The organism is Pseudomonas yamanorum (assembly GCF_900105735.1).
Lineage (GTDB): Bacteria > Pseudomonadota > Gammaproteobacteria > Pseudomonadales > Pseudomonadaceae > Aquipseudomonas > Aquipseudomonas yamanorum.
In genome coordinates this window covers 2,663,787-2,683,780 of sequence record NZ_LT629793.1, presented here as the reverse complement: position 1 = coordinate 2,683,780, position 19,994 = coordinate 2,663,787, and the positions used below count along the sequence as shown (strand labels likewise).

The 19,994-nt window shown below is 61.1% G+C and carries 18 protein-coding genes; 5 read left to right on the top strand and 13 right to left on the bottom strand.

Annotated features, from left to right (window positions below):
- Nucleotides 1–59 precede the first annotated feature (59 nt).
- Nucleotides 60–2,069: a pilus assembly protein TadG-related protein gene (locus BLU46_RS12875; RefSeq protein ID WP_172834533.1), complete on the top strand. Its 2,010-nt coding sequence runs from the start codon at nt 60–62 to the stop codon at nt 2,067–2,069.
- Here the strand turns inward: BLU46_RS12875 and BLU46_RS12870 are convergent.
- Nucleotides 2,066–4,816, bottom strand: a complete 2,751-nt coding sequence (locus BLU46_RS12870; RefSeq protein ID WP_093202198.1) for a PAS domain-containing sensor histidine kinase — start codon at nt 4,814–4,816, stop codon at nt 2,066–2,068. The two genes, BLU46_RS12875 and BLU46_RS12870, sit on opposite strands and share 4 nt — an antisense overlap.
- Complete coding sequence (locus tag BLU46_RS12865; protein WP_063033311.1) at nt 4,813–5,253, bottom strand: TadE/TadG family type IV pilus assembly protein; 441 nt, start codon at nt 5,251–5,253, stop codon at nt 4,813–4,815. Before BLU46_RS12865 ends, BLU46_RS12870 begins: the two co-directional genes overlap by 4 nt.
- A gap of 71 nt (nt 5,254–5,324) precedes the next feature.
- Here BLU46_RS12865 and BLU46_RS12860 point away from each other — a divergent pair, with 71 nt between their 5' ends.
- On the top strand, nt 5,325–5,810 hold the full coding sequence (locus tag BLU46_RS12860) for a prepilin peptidase (RefSeq protein ID WP_093202195.1): 486 nt from the start codon (nt 5,325–5,327) through the stop codon (nt 5,808–5,810).
- A 113-nt stretch (nt 5,811–5,923) separates the two neighbouring features.
- Nucleotides 5,924–6,712 (top strand): response regulator transcription factor, encoded by a 789-nt coding sequence (locus BLU46_RS12855; RefSeq protein WP_063033310.1) that lies wholly within the window; start codon nt 5,924–5,926, stop codon nt 6,710–6,712.
- Here the strand turns inward: BLU46_RS12855 and BLU46_RS12850 are convergent.
- From BLU46_RS12850 to cpaB, 8 genes are read right to left on the bottom strand one after another with little or no spacing between them, the layout of a single operon-like run.
- A complete protein-coding gene (locus BLU46_RS12850; RefSeq protein ID WP_063033309.1) occupies nt 6,709–6,987 on the bottom strand; it encodes a DUF3613 domain-containing protein in 279 nt (92 codons plus the stop codon). The genes BLU46_RS12855 and BLU46_RS12850 overlap by 4 nt on opposite strands.
- Before the next feature lie 20 nt (nt 6,988–7,007).
- Nucleotides 7,008–7,730, bottom strand: a complete 723-nt coding sequence (locus BLU46_RS12845) for a tetratricopeptide repeat protein (RefSeq protein ID WP_063033308.1) — start codon at nt 7,728–7,730, stop codon at nt 7,008–7,010.
- An 11-nt stretch (nt 7,731–7,741) separates the two neighbouring features.
- Complete coding sequence (locus BLU46_RS12840; protein ID WP_063033307.1) at nt 7,742–8,626, bottom strand: type II secretion system F family protein; 885 nt, start codon at nt 8,624–8,626, stop codon at nt 7,742–7,744.
- A gap of 1 nt (nt 8,627) precedes the next feature.
- The gene (locus BLU46_RS12835) at nt 8,628–9,512 is read right to left on the bottom strand and encodes a type II secretion system F family protein (protein WP_063033306.1); all 885 of its coding nucleotides are present in this window, start codon (nt 9,510–9,512) and stop codon (nt 8,628–8,630) included.
- An 11-nt stretch (nt 9,513–9,523) separates the two neighbouring features.
- On the bottom strand, nt 9,524–10,795 hold the full coding sequence (locus BLU46_RS12830; RefSeq protein WP_063033305.1) for a CpaF family protein: 1,272 nt from the start codon (nt 10,793–10,795) through the stop codon (nt 9,524–9,526).
- The gene (locus BLU46_RS12825; RefSeq protein ID WP_063033304.1) at nt 10,792–11,982 is read right to left on the bottom strand and encodes a pilus assembly protein; all 1,191 of its coding nucleotides are present in this window, start codon (nt 11,980–11,982) and stop codon (nt 10,792–10,794) included. Before BLU46_RS12825 ends, BLU46_RS12830 begins: the two co-directional genes overlap by 4 nt.
- Complete coding sequence (locus BLU46_RS12820; protein WP_093202192.1) at nt 11,979–13,202, bottom strand: type II and III secretion system protein family protein; 1,224 nt, start codon at nt 13,200–13,202, stop codon at nt 11,979–11,981. The genes BLU46_RS12825 and BLU46_RS12820 overlap by 4 nt, the downstream gene beginning before the upstream one ends.
- Nucleotides 13,203–13,222: 20 nt before the next feature.
- Nucleotides 13,223–14,155, bottom strand: a complete 933-nt coding sequence (gene cpaB / locus BLU46_RS12815; RefSeq protein WP_063033302.1) for a Flp pilus assembly protein CpaB — start codon at nt 14,153–14,155, stop codon at nt 13,223–13,225.
- A gap of 315 nt (nt 14,156–14,470) precedes the next feature.
- On the opposite strand from cpaB, the gene BLU46_RS12810 reads away from it, so the two are divergent.
- On the top strand, nt 14,471–14,662 hold the full coding sequence (locus BLU46_RS12810) for a Flp family type IVb pilin (RefSeq protein ID WP_063033301.1): 192 nt from the start codon (nt 14,471–14,473) through the stop codon (nt 14,660–14,662).
- Between the two features lie 67 nt (nt 14,663–14,729).
- Nucleotides 14,730–15,137, top strand: coding sequence for a response regulator (locus BLU46_RS12805; protein ID WP_017478453.1), 408 nt, complete (start codon nt 14,730–14,732; stop codon nt 15,135–15,137).
- A 99-nt stretch (nt 15,138–15,236) separates the two neighbouring features.
- Here BLU46_RS12805 and BLU46_RS12800 read toward each other — a convergent pair whose 3' ends face one another.
- The 3 genes from BLU46_RS12800 to BLU46_RS12785 all read right to left on the bottom strand — a co-directional run bounded on the left by BLU46_RS12800 (nt 15,237) and on the right by BLU46_RS12785 (nt 19,993).
- The gene (locus BLU46_RS12800; RefSeq protein WP_063033300.1) at nt 15,237–16,922 is read right to left on the bottom strand and encodes a ShlB/FhaC/HecB family hemolysin secretion/activation protein; all 1,686 of its coding nucleotides are present in this window, start codon (nt 16,920–16,922) and stop codon (nt 15,237–15,239) included.
- Between the two features lie 175 nt (nt 16,923–17,097).
- Entirely contained in the window at nt 17,098–18,852 is a 1,755-nt protein-coding gene (locus BLU46_RS12795) for a collagen-like triple helix repeat-containing protein (protein WP_231988887.1), read from the bottom strand.
- A 292-nt stretch (nt 18,853–19,144) separates the two neighbouring features.
- Entirely contained in the window at nt 19,145–19,993 is an 849-nt protein-coding gene (locus tag BLU46_RS12785; protein WP_093202189.1) for a MaoC family dehydratase, read from the bottom strand.
- Nucleotide 19,994 lies beyond the last annotated feature (1 nt).

The window sequence follows — 19,994 nt, the reverse complement described above, 5'->3', positions numbered from 1 at the left end:
CACTCCCAGGCAACACAGGAGAGTAAGCGCTCGGCAATCTGCCGGCAAAGGAGTGCTCGATGTCTCTTCGACTTCGTTCCGGTCGCCTGCCCGGGTATGCAAGGCAGCGTGGTGCGATTGGCTTGATTGCGGCCGTGACCCTGGGCATCGCCTTGGTATTCCTGTTGCTGGTTATCGATAGCAGTCGCCTGTACCTGGAAAAGCGCAAGTTGCAGTCCGTGGCCGATACGGCAGCCCTGGAGGCTGCCAATCGTGGCGGGCAATGCGCACCGAGCACCACGGCCAACGATTACGCCACGCAGAACGCCACGCGCAATGGCTTCACGATTGTCGCCAACACCCGGGCACTGGCGGTCACCTGCGGCACGTTGGTGACCAATGCCAGCAATCAGCGGGTCTTCAGCGCCAACGCCACTAAAAACGATGCGATTCAGGTGGTAGCCTCCGAGACCGTGGCGACCAGCGTCGCCGGCGGCATATGGAACATGGTCAACGGTACTGCGGTGACCGCGCAGACGACGGTGAATGCAGTGGCGGTCGCCGCACTGGGGCCGCCGCTGGCGTCATTGACCATTCGCAGCACGGCGTTGGTCGTGGATACGAACAACGCGCCCCTGCTTAACGCGCTGACCGGCGGATTGTTGGGCGGCGCCGTGAATCTCTCGGTGGCGGGCTGGAACGGCCTGATCAACACCAATATTTCTTTGCTGAGTTACCTGAACCAACTGAAGCTCGACCTGGGGCTGACGGCCGGTGGTTATACACAGGTACTGGGCAACACCATCGCGGTTGGCCAACTGATTCAGTCGGCAATCAATGTGCTGGACCCCACGCATACATTGTCGGCCACTGCGACCATTGCCAGCCTACAGGCCCTGAAAGTCGCAGCGGGTGCGACCACGGTGGTGCTGGGCAATGTGCTGTCGGTGGAGAGTGGTGCCAGCGTCGCCGCCCTGGCGGTCAACATGCGGGTGTTCGACCTGATTCAGGGGTTCGTGCAATTGGCCAACAAGCAAAACGGACTGGTGGCCAGTTTCCCTATCAACTTGCCGGGGGTGGCGCAAATCACTGCCAGCGTCCAGGTGTTGCAGCCGCCACAGCTGTCGGCCATCGGTAACCCGGCGCTTGCCACGGCGGCCGGGCAGAATCCCATGACCGGCCCAAACCGGATTTACGTACAAACGGCTCAGTTACGCACGAAGCTGTCGGTTAACCTGCCGATACTCAACACCGTCTCCACGCTGACTAACGCGGTGACCGGGTTGGTGAGCCCGCTGCTGGGTACGTTGGACGCGCTGCTCAGCCTGAACCTGGTCGGGGTGATCAATTCGTTGACCTGTGCGATCTCGTGTACTTCGCCGGTGTTGCAAGTGCTGCCGCCGCCGGTGGGTATCGATATCGAGCTGGATGCGGCGAGTGCCGCCAGTTGGGTCACCGGTTACAGCTGCGCCAGCCCGACCACTAAAACCCTGACCACGGCCACCAACACATCACTGGTCAATCTGCGGATGGGCCAGATTGCCAGCAGCAGCGTTTTCGGGACTGGCCCTACACCCCCTACGGTGGTGGTGACGCCGTTGAAGATCGTCGATATCGGTACGAAGACCTGCACATTAATTGTGTTCTGCAATCCGGTGGTGATGGGCGTAGGCGGAGGGTTGGGGTTATCGGCCAATATTTCGGCAGGCGGTACCTACAACATTCCCTACACCTACCAATCGCCGAATTTGCCGGAGATTTCCCAGCCACCGTATTACTCCAGCTACAGCACCACCAATATCGTCAGCGGCCTGACCGATCCGGTGAACGGCGTGACGGCCGGGCTTAACCTGAATATGTACGGGCCTACCCCCGGCAACGCGAACCTGCTGGGCAACCTGATCGGCGGCCTTGGATCGGTTTTAAGCGGCGTGACCACGGCGTTGCTCAACGTGTTGAATGCCACGCTGATACCCTTGATCAATTCGTTGGTGAATACCCTGTTGCTGGGGCTGGGAGTCGACCTTAACCAGGTCGGCGTGGGCGCCAACCTCAGTTGCCACTCGGGTAATGCGTATCTGGTGATCTAAACCTCGCTCACCGCCGGCAACTCCACACAAAACTTCGCCCCATGTTCACTGTTGGCGACGCTCAACCGGCCGCCCATGTTCTCGACAATGCCATAGCTCACTGATAACCCCAGGCCGGTGCCCACGCCAATCGGCTTGGTGGTGAAGAACGGTTCGAAAATCCGCTCCAGCAGCCGTGGGTCAATCCCGCCGCCGTTGTCCTCGACCCAGATGCGCACGTGACGGCTGTCGTGTTCGATCTGCACCGAGATCCACGGCCGCAGGTCGCGGTCGTGTTCGCGCTTGCTCAGCAGAGCATCGCGGGCGTTGACCATCAGGTTGATCAGCACCTGCTCCAACTGGTCGACGTAGCCTTTGACCTGCACCGCAATGTCCGTCTGCGTCACCCGCAGTTCTATGCCTTTGCCACGCAGGCCTTCAGTGAGCAGCGACAAGGTGCCTTCCACCGCCTGCGCCGGGTTGAAGGGCTGTTGTTCGACTTCAGAGCGGCGGCCGAACACGCGCATATGATCCACCACGCGGGCGGCTCGCTGGACCTGGGAGTCGATGCGCTGGAGTTTTTCCGTCAGGTAGTCGATCTGTGCATCACCGTTGCTCAAGCGCTTGAGCACGTTGACGATGGCCATGCGCATCACATTCAGCGGCTGGTTGATCTCGTGGGCCAGGCCGGTGGCCATTTCGCCGAGGGTGGCCATTTTGGCGCTTTGGGTCAGTTGCTGCTGGGAGCGGCGCACTTCGGTGTTGTCGCGGCCCACGGCCTGCACTTCCTGCAACTGGCCCTGTTCGTCGAATACGCCCCGGTCCGACCACACCCACCAGGCATGTGTGCGCCCCGGCAATTGCAGGCTGATTTCGGCGGTGCTCACGGGGAACTCCGGGGTCAACTGCCGGATGCGCTGCACAAATGCCTCGCGTTGTTCTTCGGACAACCACTGGCTGAGGTTCATGCCCGGCAGTTGTTCAGGCAGGCACTCCATGTAGTTGGCCAGGGGGGTATTACCGAAGGTCAGGGTCAGGTCCGGGCGGTAACGGCAGATCATCGCAGGGGAGTCTTCCACCAGGATTCGATAGCGTTCCTCGCTTTCCTTGACCCGTTGCGCCGCCAGGGTCGTCTCGGTCACATCCAGCCACAGGCCCACGGCTTCCACGGGCAACCCGAGATCGTCGCGTAGCAGTCGGGCTTCATCCAGCAGCCAGTGGTAATCGCCCTGTTTGTCGAGCACTCGGTAGCGACTGCGCACGTTGCCTTCGCGCAGCAGTCGGCGGGTACGGTCGAAGTAGAGGTCGCGGTCTTCGGGGTGGATCCATTGGTTCAGCGTCGCCGGGGTGAAGTCGGCCAGGGTGCGGCCCAGCAGCGGCAGCAGGCTGTCGCTGAAGAACACCGGTTGCAGCGTGCCTTCGACGTAGCGCTGCACGTAGATCACGGCCGGGGAGCTGGCGATCAGGTTGTCCAGGCGTGCGTGGGCGGCGGCGGCCTGTTGAGCCTGGTTTTTTATATCGCTGATGTCGAGCATGAAGCCCACCAGGCGGCGGTGCCCGCCCGAGCCCAGCGCTTGCCCCTGTACGCGGTACCAGATGGGGTTTTGCGTCGGGTCGGTAGGTTGCAGGCGAACGCTGGTGGACAGCGGCTTGCCCAGGGTCTTGAGGTCTTGCAGGCGGCTGGCGAGCTCTTCCCGGTCGGCAGGGTGAATCAGCTTGAGCCACATCGGCAACGAGAGCCGTGTGGTGGACTCGCCGTGGTTGAGGGTGTGCAGCAACTGCGGGGCGAGTTCAATGTCCTCACTGTGGGGGGGCAGTTCCCACCAGCCGGTGCCGAGCAGTCCCTGCAGGGCGTCGAGGCGCTCCAGTTGCTGCTGATGGTGCTGTTCGCGCAGGCGGCCGAGCAACGGTGCGGCGAGGGCGGCGGTCAGTTGCAGCCAGTCACGGTCGCTGGTGTGTTCCTGGCGGCTATAAAGGCCGCACAGCAACCATGCACCCACGCCATGACCATCGTGATAGGGCACCAGAAAACCATCGGTATTGCCAAACAGCCCTTGCAGGCGCGGGTGGTCGCTGTGGCCTCGGTTTACCCCCAGGCTCACCGGCGCTGTACCGCCCAGGCTGTCGAGGCTGGCGCCCAGGGCTTGCCCGTTGCTCCAAAGTGCCGGAGCGTCGTGGGATGTGTAACAGCCCTGGATACACCACTCCTGGCCCTGCTCGTCCAGCAAGGCAATCGCAGTGCAGGGGACGTGCCAGTGCTGGGAGATGGTCTGGAGAGTGTCTTGCAGCACCTCGGGCAGGCGCGTCAGGCTGCAGACCCGTAGTTGCTCGCTGATCTGGTCGTTTACGCGCTGATTGTGTTCGCGTCGCTGAGTCAGTTGGCGATGGGCAATCAGGTCGCCAATGTCCAGCAATTGAAGGAGCCAAGCCTTGCCCTCGGGTTGAACCCAGCCGCGGGTATGCAGGGTTTGCCCGGCAAGCCCTTTGAACTCCAGGTCCAGGCTTTGCCCCTGCCAGTCGCCGGGCGTGCCTTCAATCACCAGGCTGCTCATCGGCGTGAGGTATTCGAGCAGCAAGGCAGGCTGGTGCGGTTGCGCGGCGGGCTGTTCCAGCCGATGGCGCAGCGGGCCCTGGATGTCCAGCACGCGGCCTTGGGCGTCCAGGTAGAACAACAGGGCGGCGGTGGTGGGCAGTGCTGCCGGCGCGTCCGCATCCAGGTGGTTGCCACGGCCGAGCAGGCGGCCGAACAATTTATCCCCTGAGGTCAAAACTGCATGCTCGATTGGGCCGAAAGCGTGGGAGGCAGGGCGGGGACGGTCCCAAAGCCTGGCAGTACCAGAAACGGCAACACGTTCTGAAGGCTGGACGTTGGATAGTTGATTTGCACCGTCAACAGCGAGCTCGCGCTATAGGTTGCCGTGACATACGTGGGCAGGAACTTGAACGACGAGGGGATCCAGGACAATTGTGCCTGCGCCGCGGCGACGGCCTGATTGGGCAGTGCCGTTATGTAGTTAGGCGTGGAGGGGTCCAGCGCGACGCTACGCCTTACGCCTTCAGCGGCGGCTTGGGTAAAGGACTGCATCAACAGTAACGGCAGGCTGTAGCTGACCAGACCATAAAACACGGCAAAAAAAATCATGAAGACCATCGCGAACTCCAGCGCGGCGGCACCTTTTTGCTTTCTAGGGAGGTCTTTTTTCATGACTCGTCTACCCTGACTACCACTACCTGATATCAGCATAGAATCAATCAGCAAAAAGGGATTTTTTTTACGTGATTCAAAGCCTCGTCCTATTCGTTTGGCTGGCGCTGTGCGCTGTGCAAGATATCCGTCTACGTCAGATCTCCAACCGCTTGACCCTCGGCGCAGGCTTGCTGGCGCTGGTTTACCTGCTCTGGAGCGGTACCACCTGGCTCGGCGCGCCTGCCGCCGAGGGTGGCGGGGCATTTGCCCTGGCGCTGTTGTTTACCCTGCCGGGTTACGCGCTGGGCCGTCTGGGGGCCGGTGACGTGAAGTTGATCGCGGCATTGGGACTGGCGACCAACTACCTCTACGTATTGGGCACTTTCATCGGCGCAGGCCTCGCCAGCGCGGCGTGGCTGCTGCTGGCCCCCAGGCTGTGGCCGCTGATGAATCAAGAGCTTAAGAACACCTTGCAGTACCTGCATCCGGAACGCTCGGCCAGACAGCCGTTCGTGCCGTTTTTATGGGTCGGGTTTTGCCTGGCCTGGCTTTGGATCCCATTAGTCGCCACGTAGGCTATCGCTATGTACATAGTAGGAAAGTACGTCTACGTTTATGGGTATGTTGTATAGGAAAGTGGTCGGAATGGATCGGTCGGTCTTTGGCTTGCCCAGGCATGGAGTAGCGCGTGAACAAGCTTACCTCTGAAGTGAAAGTGCTCGTTGTCGATGATCAGCCCCTGATCGTGGAAGAGCTTTGCGAATTTCTTGAAAGCAACGGTTACCGTTGCGTCCCTTGTGCCTCCAGCCAGCAAGCCATCGAGCGTTTTCGCGACGATGCCGAGATCGGCCTGGTACTGTGCGATCTGCATATGCCGGACATGGATGGCATCGAACTGGTCCAGGCTCTGCAACGCCTGGCCGGCAAGCAACGGGTCTTTGAGGCCATCATGTTGACGGGGCGTGCGGACAAGCAAGACGTGATCAAGGCCCTGCGTGCCGGGATTGCCGATTACTACCAGAAGCCAATCAATCTGGGCGAATTGCTTGAAGGGTTGCAACGCCAGGTTGTGGCGCTGCAAGACCGGCAGAAAAACCTCGACCTGGGGCATCTGAACCAGAAGCTGCAGTTTCTCTCGGCGTCCATCGACGATCTTTATCATGACCTCGACAAGGTGCGCAGCAGCCCGCAGTCGACCCTGTCGAATGAAGCCGATGGCGAAGTCAGCGACACTGACCGCGTTGAAATACCGGCGATCTTCAATCAGTTGTCCCCACGCCAGTTGGATGTCGCCAGGCTGGTAGGCAAGGGCCAGACCAACTATCAGATTGCCTGTGAGCTGGGCATCACCGAAAACACGGTGAAACTCTACGTGTCCCAGGTGCTGCGCCTGACCCATATGCACAACCGCACCCAGTTGGCGCTGGCGCTATCGCCGAATAACTCACCGGCACGCCAGCGCGTGACTGCCCACTAGTTACTGCTGCCGCCGCCTGGGGTGTTGCCGCCCTGTTTCTGGTCGTAATACTCAGGAATAGGGTGTTTGTAACTCTCCAGCAGGCGTTGCATGGTCAGGTCACGTTCAGCGGGCGTGGCCTTTTGCAGGTGGGTGGATGCTTGTTCGCCGCTGACTTGCAGCTGCAGCCAGCCTTCGGTCTGTTTTTGCTGTGGCGACGAAGGTCCTGGTTCAATAGCCAACGCCGTCAGCGGCAGGCTGGCGAACAGCAGAGTGGCGAGCCGTGTGAGTTTCATCCTGTGTACTCCCTTCAAACCTATTTGACCGGCGCTTGCAGTGCGTCGCTTACGGTTGCGACCTGATCTTTGGGTGGTGTCGCCGGTGAGGCCGGTGCCTTGAGTTGCTGCGCCCGGGCTTGGGCCTGCGTCACTTGTTCCGGGCTCAGGCCCATGCGGCTGGCCACTTGTGCGGCTTGTTCCCAATTGTCCTGATAGATCATCAGCGTCACCAGATTGATGGCCGCCAATTGATCACTCTGCTTGAGCTCCATGGCTGTGAGGAATTCAAAGCGTGCGTCTTCCAGGCGCCTTTGATTGAGGTACACAACACCCAGGTCGTTACGGATTTTCTCGTCGGTGGGCGACATCCTGGCCGCGCGTTGCAAGTGCGCCATGGCTTGGCCGTTGTCCCCCCTGGCAGCAGCCAGCTGCCCAAGGCCGTGCTCGCCTTCGGCGGCCATGCAGGTGCCGAGCAGGCTGCGGTACAGCGGTTCGGCTTCGCTGCGGCCCAGCAGGCGGTACACCTTGGCCTGGCGCTGGCGCACCTGGGGCAGGTTGTCCGGCAGGTTTTGCAGGTTGGCCAGGCTGGCGTGAAGCTTGCCCTCGTTGGCCATGTCGTCGGCCAGGTTCAGTGACAACTCCTGATTGGAGTTTGGCTTGGCACAACTGCCTTGTGCGCTGAAGCCCGCCCACGGCAGTTGCCCGTTGCTGGCACAACCGCCTAACAACAACAGGCTGCAGGCGATCATCAATGTCTTCATTGCATGTCCTCTCAAGGCGCGAAGGCTTTGGCAATGGCGATAAAGCCAGGGCCGGCCAGTACGATCAGTAACGCAGGAAACAGGAACAGCATCATCACCACGGACATCTTGGCGGACATCTTGGAGATGTATTCCTGCAAGCGGGTCAGGCGCCGGTCATCCAGCAGTTGCTTGAGCGACTGCAGCGACTTCATCGCACCACCGCCCTGATGCAGCAGTTGCTGGAGGATCAGGCACGTGTCGCTGAGCTCATCGACGGCCAGCATCTCGCTGGCCTTGTTCAACTCCTCGCCCAACTCCAGCCCGGAATCGACGCGTGCCAGCACCAGGCGCAGTTCGGCGGTCAGCACCGGCAACAGTTTCTGCGCGTCGTATGCCATGACCCTGAGCGCCTGCTCTACGGCCATGCCTGACTCAAACAGAATGCGCACCAGGGGAATGAAGGTTGCCACTTCCCGGGCGATTTTGTCCTGGCGCCTTTTGGCGAGTGAAACCAGGATTCGCTTGGGCAGCAGGTAGCCGATGATCAGGGCCAGCAGGGGGATCACCCACCCATGCTCGGTGCCGGGAAAAAACAGCTCCAGTGCCAGCGCGGTCAGGCCCATCAGAAGTATCGGCGAAGCGATCTGGCAGGCGGCGAACATCGAACGCTGGCTGGCCTTTCTCCAGCCCATGCGGTTGAGCAGGGTTTGGGTTTCGTTATCGAGGCTGACGGTGCGCTGGCCGATCCGGGTGCTGCCCAGTTGGTGCAACCACTCACTCATTTTGTCGTTACGGCTTGGCTCGCCTTGCAGCCTTTGGGTGACCAGGCGTTGCTGACGACGACTGCTCAAGATGTTGGTCACCAGCAGCAATAACGCGGCAAGAAATAATACGGCACTGATCACTATCGCCATCTCAGATACTCCGCAACATGCGCCACAGCGCCACGCAGCCGATGACTTGCAAGGCGAACGCACCGAGCATCAGGCGTTGGCCGCTGTGGTCATCCCACATGGCCATCAGGTACACCGGATTAACGATCAGGAAGTAGCCCGCAACACTCACCGGCAGCACTGCGAGTACCAATGCGGTCACCCGGGTTTCACCCGTCATGGCGCGTAATTGCCGTGCGCCCTGGTCGCGCTCGCGAATCATCTTGATCAGGTTTTCCAGCAGCTCGCTGGCGTTGCCTCCGTAGCGGTGGTTGACCTTGAGGCCCAGGGCAAACAGGCGCAGTTCATCCTGTTCATAAAATTCGGCATAGTCATGAGCGGCCTCTGGCAGGCTGACACCCAGTTGCACATTGCGCTTGATGCGGCCCATGGATTTTTTCAACGGGTCGTCACTGGCATCGATGCCGCTCAGGATGGCGTCCGCCAGGGTGCGTCCGGATTTGAGGCTGCGCACTGCGTGGTCGAGCAACTGCGGCAGTTGCTCGACCATTCGGCGCAGCCGGCGCTGGTAGCGTACGGCGATGTACAGGCGCAGTGCCAAGGGCGGTGCCGCCACCATGACAAACAGGCCTATCCACTCGCCTACCAGCCACCCCAGCAGGGCACCGAAGGCCCAAAGGCTCAGCCACAGGCCCAGGCGTTCGGTCGGCCTGCCAAGGCCTGCACGGATAAAGGTGCGTTCCAGGCGGGTGGCTACTGTGTTGTCTTTCAGGGACTGGGGTTGCCCTTCGGCCAAGCGCTCCAACACCCTGTCGGTCTGGGCCTTGCGCAAACCGTTGCGCATCAGGCCTATCCCCAGCACCAGAAGGGCCACGGCGAGCAGGCTAAGCAGAATCGGACCGATCATGGGATGGCCTCCTAACCCGGCAGGTGACTTTCTTGGCGCAACTTGTCACCGGCCGGATTGACGGCTTCCCGCAGGAAGCCGAAGCCGGTGCGCTTGTCGTGGCGGAACAGGGTATTGGTGACATACACGTCCTCGCGTATGCCCACCACTTCCACCACTTCGCTGACACAGCGGCGGCCATCGGGCAGGCGCGTCAGCTGGATCACCACATCCAGGGCCGCGCAAATCATTTGCCGCAGGGTTTTTTCCGCCACCACCCGCCCGGTGAGACCCACCAGGGTTTCCAGTCGCAGCAACGCGTCCTGGGCATTGTTGGCGTGGACGGTACTCATTGATCCGTCGTGGCCGGTGTTCATGGCGGTCAACACATCGATGACTTCCACGCCCCGGATCTCGCCGAGGATGATCCGGTCGGGCCGCATCCGCAGGGCGTTGCGGATCAAGTCACTGGCTTTCACCTCACCATGGCCCTCAGCGTTGGGCGGCCGGGTTTCCAGGCGCACGACGTGGGGATGGCCCAGCTGCAACTCGGCCACGTCTTCGATGGTGACCAAGCGCTCGCGAGGGTTGATCAACTGGCTGAGAATGTTCAGCAGTGTGGTTTTACCGGTGCCGGTACCACCGCTGATCAGGATGTTGCAGCGCTTGCCGACGGCGTCCTGGAAGAATTCGAAAATCCCTTGGTCGATGGTTTGCATGGCTACCAGGTCGCTGCTCTTCAGCATGTCTTTGCGAAACTTTCGAATCGACAGGCAGGGGCCGTCCAGGGCAATCGGCGGGATGATCGCATTGACCCGGCTGCCATCGGGCAGGCGCGCATCCACCATCGGCGACGACTCATCCAGCCGGCGTCCCAGGGGCGCTAGGATGCGCTGCATTACCCGCTCCACATGGTGGTCGTCAATGAAGCGCAAATCACTTTGTTGCAGCAGGCCATCGCGCTCGACGAACACCCGATGCGGGCCGTTGACCAGGATCTCAGTGACCGTCGGGTCCCGCAGCAGTACTTCCAGCGGGCCGAAACCGGTCAGTTCATCGACGATCTCTTCTGCCAGGCGTTCCATCTCGTAGCGGGAAATCGCCAGGTGCATACGTGTGATGTATTCGGCGACCTTGTCGATCACAAACTGCGCCAGGGATTGGCGTGAGCTCTCCAGGAGGTTTTTTCCCGACTCTTCGATGGCATCGATGATGTAGCGATGCAGCACCAGTTTCAGGCCGTCATGATCGGTGTTGCCGGCGCTACCGCGCGGGGTAACGCCAAACAGCTTCTCGCCGTTCATTTGGTCCTCAGAAGGCGGTTAAGCCAGTTGGTGGAGGGTTTTTCCAGGCCTTCGGAGCGTTTTGCCAGGCGCTCGCCCAAGGCACGCAGCGCTTGCGTCAGGCTTTCCCGCGGGGCCAGCGAGAATAAGGTTTGCGCCTGGTTTTTGGCACTCAGGCGAACTTCCGGGCTCCAGGGCAATACGGCGATCACTTCCAGCCCGAAGCTTTTGCCCAGCGCTTCCGAGTCGGGGGCGGCACCCTTGAGGTAGCGGTCGACCAGCAGCCGGGCATGGTCCAGCTTCATGCCTTTTTCTCGCCACAGGTTGAGTACCGCCAGGTTACGGCGGCAGTCCGGTACGCTTTGGTCGGTACACCACAATAGTTTGTCGCAATGGCTGACAAAGGTGCGCAAGGCTTCGCTGTCGGGTTGGCCGGTCAGGTTCACCACGATGTGCTGGAAGTGCTGGCGCAGGGCACTGAGCAACATGTACAGCTCAGCTGCACTGGTGCGGTCCAGCGGCTCATCGTTATTGTGATAGGCGAGAATGCGCAGGCCGGCTTCGGCCGAGGTGAAGGCGCTGTTGATCAGGGTGGAGTCCAGGCGTCGCAAGTGGCGCAGGGCATCGCCGAAATGGAAAGAGCTTTCCAGCCCCAGCAGCGCCAGGCTGTCAGCGAGAGGCAGGCCCAGGTCGAGCAACAACGTTTGCTGCCCGCTTTTTTGCACCACCAACGCCAGGTGGCTGGCGATCAGCGCACCGTCGGCATTGCCTTGGGTGCCGTAGAGTACGGTCAGCCCGCCCAAGTGGGCATTCGGGGTAACGGCCGGCAAGCGTTTGCTCAGGCGCCGAACCAGGCCGGCAACCTCACTGGCGCGCGAGCCGTAGGCGACGAAATCCCGCGCACCGGCACGCATCGCGTTCAGCACAAGCTGGTTGTCCATGCCATCGCCCAAGGCCACGATGGCAAGCAGAGGCTTGGCCTCCAGGGCGCCTTCGATCAGGGCGCACTGGGTGGTCACGTGTTCACGGTCCAGGCCAATAAACACCAGGTTGGCAAACGTCACGTCCACCAGTGCCAGCAGTTCATCGAGGCTGCCGGCGCCGGCGCTGACCACCTGTCCCAAGGGCGCAAGCGCCCCCTGAAGCCATTCCAGATCCGTGGTGTTGCGGGTAATTGCCAAAAAGGTCTGGCTCAGGCTTTCGCTCATTCGGACAGTCCACTGCGGCGGTCGAAATTACCGTTTTCGAGGAAATACAGGCGGTACCAGTTCGGGTCGTAATTGCGCAGTTTTTCACCCGGCAATGAGGGCAGCTTGGCGTTGGCGGCCAGCGGCTGTACCAGGTGCGGGGTGACGATCATAAGCAGCTCTTTTTCCTGGCGGCTGACGTTGGAGTCGCGAAAGAACGCACCGAGGATCGGGATGTCCCCCAGGCCGGGGAATTTGCTGACGCTTGAGGTGTTGTTGGTGCTGATCAGGCCGCTGATCACGAAGCTTTCGCCGTCGGCCAGGGAGATGCTGGTGTCGGTGCGCCGGACCGTCAGTGCTGGCACCGAGATACCCTGGATAGTGACTGCGTTGCTGTAGTCCAGCTCACTGACCTCTGGCGCGACCTTCAGGGAAATTCGCCCATGGTCGATGACGGTCGGGGTCAGGGTCAGGCGGATGCCGAACTCTTTGTATTCGATGGAGATGGTGTTGCTGCCGCTGCTGGGCACCGGGATTGGTACTTCACCACCGGCGAGGAAGGTTGCACTTTGCCCGCTGAGCGCCACCAGGCTCGGACGGGCCAGGGTGTAGGCAAACCCACTGCTTTCCAGGGCGTTGATCATGGCCGAGACACGGCCACCGCCGAAGCCGATGTTGAAGGTGTCATTGTTCACCGGCAGTCCGCGAAATCCCGTGGCCGCCGCGTTGGCGACATTGTTGGGGGCGCCGAACAAAAAGTTGCCGCCCCGGCCAAAGATCGAGGTACTGGCTTCCTTGAGTTTGGTGCGGCTCACTTCCACAAAGCGGATGTCGGTTTGCACCTGGCTGGGCAACGTCGGGTCATCGGACGGCGACAGGGCCAGACTGGTCAGGGCCGACGTGGCCTTGCCCTGGACAAACACCATGCTCTGGCGCGGGCTGCTGGAACAGGCCGTCCAGACCATCAGGCTGGTGGTGCCGGAGGCGACGCCAGTGAGCAGGAACGCCTGGTTGCCATTGACCTGCACGTCGGCCACTTTTGGATCGCCAATGGCCAGCCGCGTAATCGGTACCGGCGATTGGATCGCCTGTTGAGCGCCTTCACCCAACTCCAGTACCGCCGGCAGTTGGCCCAGGCCTGTGCAGTTGCCGGACGCCGCCAGCGCCACCTCGACAGGCAGGCTCAAGGCGAAGAGACCCCAGAGTACTCGTGAAAAAAACCACACGGAACGACTGCTCATTCAAGGCATCCTTAGCTCTTTCAGGGCGTTTGTTGAGTCACCTGGTTGCCGCGTATTACCTCGACCCCCGAGCGTTTTGGAGCGCCATTGGCTGGGCCGATGCTGTTGAGGGGCACCGGGCTGAAGGACAGTTGGTTGAACTGATAGAGATCGCGCTTGGTGTTTTCCAGGTTGATCGCGGACTCCGTTTCACCGGCCCAGTACTGGCTCAGCAATTGTTCGTCGGCGCTGCGTACGGCCAGGCGCAATACGCCGGATTGGGCGGCGAGCATCAGCCGGCTCATGAGCTGCTCCGGTACGGCGAGGACGACCGTACGTGCGCTGGCACGACTCTGTTGTGCCTTGAGTTTTTCATCCGCGGTGGTCGGTGGTACAGAGCCTGGCTGGCCATCGTTGGTCAGCCCCAATTGGTCGCCCACACTCAGCAGACGCAAGGCGGGCACGATGACTTGTGCAGACTGCTGCGGGTTGCCGCCTTCCTGACGCAGGAAGAGCAGGACGTCCACATAATCGCCCGGGGTCAGTTGCCCGCCGGCACCGATCACTTCATCCACCGCTACGGCGAGGGCGCGCTCGTTGGGACGGATCATCCGCGCCAGGGTGCCGCCGGGGTTGAAGCTTTCCTCCGTCAGCCAGGTACCGGCCGACAGCGGCCGCCAAGGGACTTTGCCCACGGCCTGGTCGAGGCGGGTCAGGCTGCCGGCAGGTACGGTGCGCAGTCTTTCCAGGACCAGGTCGGCGGCGGTGAGCTCAACAAAAGGTGCAACGTCATGGGCCAGGACCACCACCGGTTGGCGTGTCTGGTCTTCGGTGACGGGCTGCACCACTTCAGGTGATTGGGCCACGGGCGGGGGGACAGGGGCAGGGCGGCTGAGAACCAGGCCCCAGTAGCCTGCAATCAGTGCACCTACCAATAGCAGCCCGGCGAGGATCAAGCTAATCCGACTGTTCATGAAGGCTCTCCCTTTCCTGCTGCATCCACTGCGCTTTCCTACTAATGCCTGCGTATTCGGATCGCTTCGAGCTTCTAACTATTTCGCTATTTGAAGGTAGTTCAGCTAGGACAAAACGCCATTACCGGGCGAAAAATATCTCCAGAACCTCTGCAAAAGTTGGATTTTTGGCGTCAGCCCGCCGACTAATACTTTGTGATTAATCAGTTCTTACAGTTGTTGGTATGGGGTTTGTTGACAATGCTCTAGTGGCACACCGAAATCATTTTTGTGATGCCGCGATACCAGCGCCGTTGGCGCAAAGGAGAAGTCATTATGTTCCTTGATCTTATTCGCATGGGTTTCATCAAAGTCCAGGTTTTTTTCTATTCGAAAGAGGGCGCGTCGGGTATCGAGTATGCTCTGGTAGCGGCGATGGTTGCGGTGGCGCTGGCTGCTTTTATTACACCCATCCGGACGGCGATAACCGGCGTCTTTACTGCGATACAGGCTGCCATTCACACCTGACCCCTGGTCCTCGCGCAAGCACGTGCAGGTTCCGCTGAATGATCTATTGCGTATCAGGCATTTTCCCATGAACGCCTCTTTGTCTCCCCGGCAACAAATCCTTTTGGTGGATGACGAAGAGGACGCCCTTATTGAACTGGCGGAGTCGCTGGAGAATGAGGGCTTTGTCTGTTTTACCGCCACCTCGGTCACCTTCGCTTTGCAGGAGCTGACCCTGCACCCCGATATCGCCCTGGTGATCACCGACCTGCGCATGCCCGAGGAGAGTGGTATTTCCTTGATCAAGCGCCTGCGCGAACACACCGCTCGCCAGCACCTGCCGGTGATCGTCATGTCTGGCCATGCCGAGATGGATGATGTCAGCGACATGCTGCGCTTGCAGGTGCTGGACCTGTTTCGCAAGCCGATCTATCTGGTGCGCCTGATCGACACCCTCAACAACCTCTTCCCCATCCCGAAAATCAGACTGATGTAGGAGCGAGCTTGCTCGCGAAAAACGTCAACGATAACGCGGGCAGTCTGGTTCCCCGCGTTGTCTGGACGCTCTTCGCGAGCAAGCTCGCTCCTCCAGGGGTCAGAGTTGGTAGCTGAAACTCAGCGTATACCGCGGCCGCCGATTGAAGCTGTCCAGGGCGATGTCCGACATCGGCTTGGCCGCTTCCAGCGCAATGTTGTAGTACTTGTTATCCCCGAAGCGCAGGCCCACCGCCGCCGATGACATGTTGTTGCCCTTGACCGGCAGCTCGTTGAACCAGGTCTTGGCCTTGTCCAGCACCACATACGGCTGCAGGATTTTTACCCACTCGCCACTGCGGTTGAAGCTGTAGTTGACCTCATACGCCACGCCCCAACCCTTGTCGCCCGAGCCCTGGTCATCCGGATAACCACGCCCGAAATTCTGCCCGCCGAATGTCGCGCGTTCGCTGTCGGGCAGGGTGTCGTTGCTCCAGTAGAAGGCACCCGATGCCACGCCTTGCCAGTGGTCGAAGAACTTGTTGCTTTGCACCCCCGACAGACGCAGGCGGAAGAATTCCAGGTCCGGCTGCGTGCCTTCGATATCGCTGTGGGTGCGTGCCCCCAGGCCGTTGATTCCCTGGTAGAGCCCGGCGCTGAGAATCCGCAGCTGGCGGTCGTCGGACTTGCGCCAGTCGCCCTCGAACGCGAGGGCTCGCAGGTCGGTTTCCACGTCGAAGCGCAGCGGGTAACCCACGAGTTGATAGCGGGTAGTTTGGTCCACCGCGTAAAGGCGCGTGCCAAGGGTCAATGACTCCGTGGGGGAGGCAATCAAGGGGTGAGACAGGCCGATGGAGTAGCGGTCAATCGCCTGGTGCGGCTTGAGCTCAAAGCCACCGTCCAGTTGTACGTTGCTGTTGGGGTCGGCGCGGTAGCGTTCAGCGTTGAGTACCAACTGGCTGCCTTCGGCATTGATGAACTGGCTGTAGCCCAGGCGGTAGTAATGCTCATCATCCTTGCCCGGCGGGAACAGGCCACTGAGGCTCAATTGCTCGCCCATCGAGGTCTGGGAGTTACTGGTGGCGGCCAGCAGCGCCTGCGTGCCGCTACGGTTGTCTTCGTCCAGGCTCATGCTGGTGGTGAACGGTTTGCGGCTGGCCTGGATCTGCATGTGCGTGCCGCCATCGGTGGTGCCGGGTGGCGGCACTTGTGCCTGCAACGTCACACCCGGGATACGCCCCATCAGCGTGGTGTAGCGCTCGAAGGTCTTGCGGGTCAGCGGGCGTTCACCCAGCAGCTTGGCCGCCAGCTTGTCGACGTAGGCCGAGACTGAGCCGATGTCGCCCTGCACGTTGTAATCCTTGATGTAGCCCTCCACCAGCACCACGTGCACCAAGCCATTTTCGAAGCGCTGGTCGGGCAGGTAGGCGTAAGACAACAGGTAGCCGTCCTGCTGGTAGCGGCGGGTGATGCCGCGGGTGGCTTCGATCAGTTGGGCGAGGGTGGTTTCGTGGCCAATCAGCGGCTCGAAAACCTGGGCCACGTCCTTGAGTGGATAGATCGTGCCGCCGTCGATTTGCAGCTTGCGGATGGTCACTTTGGTGTCCATCAACAGCGGCTGGTTCTGGGTGGCGGCCGGCTCGGGCAACTGGGTCTGCGGCGTGACCGGGCGATAGGCGTCGGCGGGGAGGTTGGGCACCGGCAGGTTGCGAATGGTGTCGTTGCTGTTGAGGAAGCTGGGCAGGGTCTCGGCGTGGACACTGGCAGCAATCAGGGTGAGTAGAAACAAAGGCGTCAAGGCGCGCATAGGACACTCCATGGTCAAACTGCAGCAGCGTTTCGCGGATTCCCGCCGGGCTCTGGGGCGCGGTTCGGGAGGGCCTTTCACTGGCCAATAAAAAAGACGAGAGACTCATTGGAATCTCTCGTCTCAACCAAGCGTAGGCGCTGGAGGGGAGGCCGTCTAATGGCCAGGTGCAATTCTATTTTTTGCCGGTCAGCCCGCCGAGCAAGCCGCCCAGGCCTCCACCGGTGTTTGTGTTTGCAGTGCCTCCGGCGGATGCGCTGGCACCCACGTTCAAGCCGCCGAGCAGGCCGCCACCGCTACTGCTGGTACCTCCGGTGACCAAGCCGCCCACCGAGCCGACAGTATTACCCACTGCATTCAGGGTACCGCCTACGGCGTTGGTGATCGGGTTGGCATTGGCTGCCGTCAGGTTGGTGCCCAGACCGCTGACTGCGCCGCCGACTTGGGTCACCAGGCCGTTCACCGGTGCACCGATACCCGTGCTGGTGCCGATGTTTTGGGTCAGCCCGGTAACGCCCGTCGTCACTGGGTTCAGTGCGGCGCCGACATTGGTCGCCAGACCCGCGACCGGAGCCGTGGCGCCGGTGTTGGCTACGCCATTGCCGCCAATCAGGGTGCCGAGGGACGCGACGGTGTTGCCCACGGCACCACCGGTTACGCCCGCAGCACTGACAGTGCCATTGGTGTTGCCGATGTTCAGCCCGTTGCCGACGTTGGCGACGAGGCCACCGACCAGCTCAGGCAGACCCGATTGCGGGGCCGTGGTTGCCGGATTGACGTAGCCACTCGACTTATCAAGGGTGGTGCCGACGCCAGTCAACACGCCGCCGACGAGTGTCCCGACAGGGTTGCCTGCACCGCCGGCACCGGCCACCTGGCCACCCAGGCCGGTGACAGTGGCGCCCACTTTATCGATCAAGCCACCGACCGGATTGCCCAGGCCCGTCTTATTGCCCAGATTACCCGTGGTGTTTTCCACCAGAGAGACGACGGGCACCAGTACGCTTTTACCGACCGTATTGGTCAAGCCGCCCAGTGGCCCGGTGGTGCTGGCCGTGCTCAAGGTGTCGCCAAGCATGGTCACGGTTTGGCCGACTTTATCGACCAGGCCACCTGCCGCGCCGCCTACACCGCCGGTCAAACCTCCGACCACGGGAATGCCACCCAACGTAGTGCCCAGGGACTTGCCGGTGTTGGACACGCCGGTACCAAGGTCGGCCACGCCATCAGCCACACCGGCAACGGTGGTGCCCAAGGCGTTGCTATTGGTACCCAGGGTGCCCAGGCCGTTAGTCAGGCCGCTGCCGATGCTGTTGACGGCAGTGCCCGTAGCGGTGACTAACCCGCCAGCGGTAGTGCCGACAATTGGCACCGTGGTCAGGGTCGTACCCAGATCGCCCACTGCGGTGCCGACATTACCGACAACACCGCCTACAGCGCCCACTACCTGGCCGGTGACCAGAGGAGTGGTGGAACCTGTACCGCCACCGGTGCCACCGCCAGTACCACCACCTGTGCCGCCACCAGTACCGCCACCAGTACCTCCGCCGGTGCCGCCACCAGTACCTCCGCCGGTGCCGCCACCTGTGCCGCCACCAGTACCTCCGCCAGTGCCACCACCTGTGCCGCCACCAGTCCCTCCGCCAGTGCCGCCACCGGTACCTCCGCCGGTGCCACCACCAGTACCTCCATCTGTGCCGCCACCGGTACCACCGCCAGTGCCTCCGTCAGTGCCACCGCCGGTACCGCCGCCAGTGCCGCCACCCGTTCCGCCCCCCGTTCCGCCGCCACTACCACTGCCAGCATCCGGAGATGACGCCGCAACGCTACTGTGATGACCACCACCACCGCTGCTGCAGCCTCCGAGGCTAACTGCCAGAATCAGGGCCAGCGCGGTACTTGCTTTCCACAACACGACTTGAGTTTTCATGATTGAGTTCCTTGCACCAGATACAGCCTTTGCTGTTATCGAAGTTCGCTGTTTCTAGGGGCAGCGATACATTCGTCCGTTGTGGCTATAACAGACCCGGGTGCGTTATCTCGCAATGCTCAACTTGGTATTAACAATTTATATACAGATAGAGTTAGTCTGCTTAGCGACTAATACCAAGGATGTAGTGGGGGAGGGTTTAGAAGCTGCGAGGTGTTTAAAATCATAGGGTTAATAAAGATAGCGGGCTATCGATAGCCCGCTATAACTTAGGATGTATATATACAATTTATCAGGAGATTGGCCGCCAACGCCCCGTCATGTGTTCAATATCCCCGGCGCCCTTTAGTTGTAACTCGCCACTGGAGCCGGCGGCACTTGTCAGTAAGGTTACTTCACTGGGTAAGCGCACCGGCTTTTTAAACTCGACGTCTATTTCGATATTGGCCGCAGGCAAATGCTCGCTCAGTGCGGCCAGTGTGCGTGCCTTGTTCCATAACCCATGGGCGATGGCCTGGGGGAAGCCAAACAACCTGGCAGTGAGGGCACTCAAGTGAATCGGGTTGTAGTCGCCGGACACCCGGGCGTAGCGGCGGCCGATGTCGGTGGGGGCTTTCCAACGGGTCAGCTCGCTGACGCTGGTAGGGGCTTGCAGGGTGTGGTCCGCCGCAGCGCCATCGAGTTTCACCCCGCGACAGAGCATCCGGCTTTCGGCTTCCCACAGCAGCCCCAGTGAATCCTCGACCGTGGTTACGATATCGAAGGTCGCGCCCTTGGCATGGGGCTGCAAGTTCTGCGCGTAGACACCGACGGTCAGGTCACTCACACCTCCCAATGGGCGCAGGATGCGGATCCGGTTGCTCAGGTGGATCAACCCCAGCAGCGGGAATGGAAACGCCTTGTCGGTGAGCAATTGCATCTGCAGGCCGAACGCCAGGATATGGGGATAAGTGGCCGGCAGTACCGGGCTCTCGGCAAACCCGCAGACCTTGCGATAGGCGTCCACATCCTTGGGGTTAACGCTGACCCGGCAGCGCAGCCCTTGTTGCGGCAACGTGGTACCGGTGATCTTGCGCTTGAGCGCCGCACGCCAATACAGCGGCGGCAGAGACGGGGTGCTGCCTAATGTGTGCCACTCCATG

Bases quoted from the DNA above. Each gene is read 5' to 3' on its own strand.
- BLU46_RS12875 (WP_172834533.1), top strand. From the start codon at position 60: ATGTCTCTTCGACTTCGTTCCGGTCGCCTGCCCGGGTATGCAAGGCAG.
- BLU46_RS12865 (WP_063033311.1), bottom strand. From the start codon at position 5,253: ATGAAAAAAGACCTCCCTAGAAAGCAAAAAGGTGCCGCCGCGCTGGAG.
- BLU46_RS12850 (WP_063033309.1), bottom strand. From the start codon at position 6,987: ATGAAACTCACACGGCTCGCCACTCTGCTGTTCGCCAGCCTGCCGCTG.
- BLU46_RS12845 (WP_063033308.1), bottom strand. From the start codon at position 7,730: ATGAAGACATTGATGATCGCCTGCAGCCTGTTGTTGTTAGGCGGTTGT.
- BLU46_RS12840 (WP_063033307.1), bottom strand. From the start codon at position 8,626: ATGGCGATAGTGATCAGTGCCGTATTATTTCTTGCCGCGTTATTGCTG.
- BLU46_RS12835 (WP_063033306.1), bottom strand. From the start codon at position 9,512: ATGATCGGTCCGATTCTGCTTAGCCTGCTCGCCGTGGCCCTTCTGGTG.
- BLU46_RS12830 (WP_063033305.1), bottom strand. From the start codon at position 10,795: ATGAACGGCGAGAAGCTGTTTGGCGTTACCCCGCGCGGTAGCGCCGGC.
- BLU46_RS12825 (WP_063033304.1), bottom strand. From the start codon at position 11,982: ATGAGCGAAAGCCTGAGCCAGACCTTTTTGGCAATTACCCGCAACACC.
- BLU46_RS12820 (WP_093202192.1), bottom strand. From the start codon at position 13,202: ATGAGCAGTCGTTCCGTGTGGTTTTTTTCACGAGTACTCTGGGGTCTC.
- cpaB (WP_063033302.1), bottom strand. From the start codon at position 14,155: ATGAACAGTCGGATTAGCTTGATCCTCGCCGGGCTGCTATTGGTAGGT.
- BLU46_RS12810 (WP_063033301.1), top strand. From the start codon at position 14,471: ATGTTCCTTGATCTTATTCGCATGGGTTTCATCAAAGTCCAGGTTTTT.
- BLU46_RS12805 (WP_017478453.1), top strand. From the start codon at position 14,730: ATGAACGCCTCTTTGTCTCCCCGGCAACAAATCCTTTTGGTGGATGAC.
- BLU46_RS12800 (WP_063033300.1), bottom strand. From the start codon at position 16,922: ATGCGCGCCTTGACGCCTTTGTTTCTACTCACCCTGATTGCTGCCAGT.
- BLU46_RS12795 (WP_231988887.1), bottom strand. From the start codon at position 18,852: ATGAAAACTCAAGTCGTGTTGTGGAAAGCAAGTACCGCGCTGGCCCTG.
- BLU46_RS12785 (WP_093202189.1), bottom strand. From the start codon at position 19,993: ATGGAGTGGCACACATTAGGCAGCACCCCGTCTCTGCCGCCGCTGTAT.